This window comes from Dokdonella sp. (assembly GCF_039926425.1).
Lineage (GTDB): Bacteria > Pseudomonadota > Gammaproteobacteria > Xanthomonadales > Rhodanobacteraceae > Dokdonella_A.
Genome location: NZ_JBDSWZ010000202.1, coordinates 1 through 2,644, shown reverse-complemented (window position 1 = coordinate 2,644; position 2,644 = coordinate 1). Strand labels below are relative to the sequence as shown.

The window sequence follows — 2,644 nt, the reverse complement described above, 5'->3', positions numbered from 1 at the left end:
TGGCGCGCGCGAGCAACGCGAGCCCGAGGAAGATGGCGGCCGCCAGCGTGAAACGCAGCAGCAGGATCGTGAAAGGACCGCCGTGCTGGATCGCAATCTTTCCGGCTGGATAGCCGGTGCACCACATCACGACGAAGGCAGCGGCGGCGAGGCGACCGCGGCGCAGCGACGCGCGTTCGGTCGCGCCGTCGGCCGACGCATCGATGTGCGGATCGTCGGAAACGTTCGACGTCACGACCCGGCGCATGCCTGCACGTCTCCGCACGCCGGACGCGCTTGCGCGGCCGGCGTTTGCGCACAAGGGATGGAAAGCGCCGGCCGCAGGAAGTCGTCCGGCCTACGAGCCGCGCCGGTGTGGAATTCCATTGCCGGATAGCCGGTGCAACAGGTGATGACGAACGCGGCAGCGGCGAGGTCAACGCCATGCAGCGACCTGCGTTCGCCTGCATCGTCGTTCGACACATCCTGAGTCGGGAGTCGGCTCACGTGGGCACGCATTCGTAGGCCGGACGCGCTTGCGCGGCCGGCGTTTGCGCATTCGCGATGGAAAGCGCCGGCTGCGCAGACGTGAAACTCCACGGTCATGCGTGCAGAATCCTTCCGCCACTGAACGACCAGTTTTCCCACGCGGTTTCCTTGAACACGACCATCACGTGCTCGCCGTTGATTCCGTGTCGCGCGAGTCCGCCAATCAGATCCGCCAGCACCTTGCGCTTGATCTTCACGCTGCGCCCGACCGACCAGAGGATTTCGATCAGCGCAAAGTCGTCGCCGCGGTCTGACTCGAGATCTGGATAGCGGGGGTCATAGCGGAAATCGTCCGCGTCGAGCTCGAACACGCGCTGGAAGCGATCGGTCGGCGGCACGCCGGCAGCGACGAGTGCGTCGTGCACGCTGTCGAGAATCGCGTGTTTGAATTCGGCGGGCTTCGGTTTTTTGACGGTGACGGTGACGAAAGGCATGGTCGTTCCAGATCGCGGGATGGCCCCGGAATGCGCAGACTACGCGTCGCAGCCGATGCTATAAACTGGAAATCCGTGAATTCATCATTGCATTCCACGCAAGAATGGTCCGCAACCAACTCAACGAGATCGCCTGCTTCGTCGAGGTCGGTCGGCGCCTGAGCTTTGCCCGCGCAGCGGAGCAGCTGGGCATGCACGTTTCCGGTGTCAGCCGCTCGGTCGCCGCACTGGAAAGCCGCCTCGCCGTGCGCCTGCTGCAGCGGACGACGCGGCAGGTGGGACTGACCGAGACGGGACGCAGCCACCTCGCGCGCTGCGAGGCGTTGCTCGCCGAGCTCGCCGAAGCGGAGTCGGCCGCGAGCGCGCTGGGCGGCGAGCTTCGTGGACGTTTGCGGGTCAGCATACCGAGCGGGTTCGGCCTCACCCACATCACGCCAGCGGTGTCGCTCTTCATTGCCGCGCATCCGCAGCTCCGCCTCGACCTGCATCTGTCCAACCGCAACGTCGATCTCGTTGAAGAAGGATTCGATCTCGCGATCCGCGTCGGCGCACTGCGCGACTCGCGCCTCGTCGCGCGCCGCCTCGGCGACAGCCGGCGCATTCTCGTCGCGAGCGCGGCGTATCTTCGTTTACGCGGTGCACCGAAGCGACCGGCAGACCTCACCGATCATGCGTGTCTCGTGCTGGAAATCGGCGCGTTGGCCGAGCGCTGGGATCTGCAACGTCGCGGCGTGCGCGAGAGCGTGCGCACCGGCACCCAGCTGCGTTCGAACAATGCGCTTGCGTTGCTCGACGCGTGCCGGGCCGGCGCGGGCATCGCGCTGCTCCCGGAGTTCGTCGTCGCCGCCGATCTGGCGCAGGGACGTCTCCAGCGCGTGCTCACCACATGGGCCGCAGCCGAACAAGGCATTTTCGCGATTTATCCGGGCAACCGCTTCATTCCACCCAAGGTGCGCGCGTTCGTCGAGTTCGTCGAGACGCGACTGCGGGCGGCAGCGATCGACCAACCGACGGCGCGGGCACCCTCGTCGGCAAAACGAAAGGCGCGAAGGTAAGAAAACGCGACCGATCGATCACGCAGCGCGGTCGCGCAGCTCGCCCGACCGTGCGGCCATCGCGCGTTCCACCACGTCCCAACCCGCGTCATTGCGATGCGCTTCTTCGCTGAGCAGGCGGCGAAACGCGCGTGCTCCGGGCAGTCCCTGATACAAACCGAGAATGTGCCGCGTGATGTGCTGCAGACGATCGCCACGCGCGAGATGCGCCTCGACATACGGGCGCATCTGGCGGAGCACGGCGTCGCGATCCGGCAATGGCGTGCCGAACAACGCGTGATCGATTTCCGCCAGCCGATACGGTTCGTGATAGGCGACGCGCCCGAGCATCACGCCATCGACGTGCCGCAGGTGCTCGCGCGTTTCGTCCAGTCCGGTGATGCCGCCATTGATGATCACCGTCAACGACGGCTGCGCCTGCTTGAGCCGATACACGCGCTCGTAGTTGAGCGGCGGCACGTCGCGGTTCTCCTTTGGCGACAATCCTTTCAGCCACGCCTTGCGCGCATGCACGACGAACACGTCGCAGCCGGCCGGATGCACCGCGTCGATGAAATCCGCGAGCGCCGATTCCTCGTCCTGCTCGTCGACACCGAGGCGACATTTCACAGTGATCGCCACCGCCGT

4 protein-coding genes and 1 pseudogene are annotated in these 2,644 nt (G+C 65.9%); 1 reads left to right on the top strand and 4 read right to left on the bottom strand.

Going from position 1 to position 2,644, the window contains the following annotated elements; genetic code table 11:
- The 3 genes and pseudogenes from ABIV12_RS11950 to ABIV12_RS11940 all read right to left on the bottom strand — a co-directional run.
- A pseudogene (locus ABIV12_RS11950) lies at positions 1–247 on the bottom strand (hypothetical protein); the annotation flags it as partial.
- Complete coding sequence (locus ABIV12_RS11945) at positions 232–486, bottom strand: hypothetical protein (RefSeq protein ID WP_348059539.1); 255 nt, start codon at positions 484–486, stop codon at positions 232–234. The gene ABIV12_RS11945 and the pseudogene ABIV12_RS11950, both read right to left, overlap by 16 nt.
- Positions 487–581: 95 nt before the next feature.
- Positions 582–962, bottom strand: a complete 381-nt coding sequence (locus ABIV12_RS11940; protein WP_348059538.1) for a tautomerase family protein — start codon at positions 960–962, stop codon at positions 582–584.
- A gap of 104 nt (positions 963–1,066) precedes the next feature.
- Here ABIV12_RS11940 and ABIV12_RS11935 point away from each other — a divergent pair, with 104 nt between their 5' ends.
- Positions 1,067–2,017 (top strand): LysR family transcriptional regulator, encoded by a 951-nt coding sequence (locus tag ABIV12_RS11935; RefSeq protein WP_348059536.1) that lies wholly within the window; start codon positions 1,067–1,069, stop codon positions 2,015–2,017.
- A gap of 18 nt (positions 2,018–2,035) precedes the next feature.
- On the opposite strand, the gene dusA is transcribed toward ABIV12_RS11935, so the two are convergent.
- Positions 2,036–2,644, bottom strand: a 609-nt coding sequence (gene dusA / locus ABIV12_RS11930) for a tRNA dihydrouridine(20/20a) synthase DusA (protein WP_348059533.1), incomplete at its 5' end; no start/stop codon positions are given.

Excerpts from the sequence above, each read along its gene's own strand:
- ABIV12_RS11935 (WP_348059536.1), top strand. The coding sequence starts at position 1,067 with ATGGTCCGCAACCAACTCAACGAGATCGCCTGCTTCGTCGAGGTCGGT.
- ABIV12_RS11940 (WP_348059538.1), bottom strand. The coding sequence starts at position 962 with ATGCCTTTCGTCACCGTCACCGTCAAAAAACCGAAGCCCGCCGAATTC.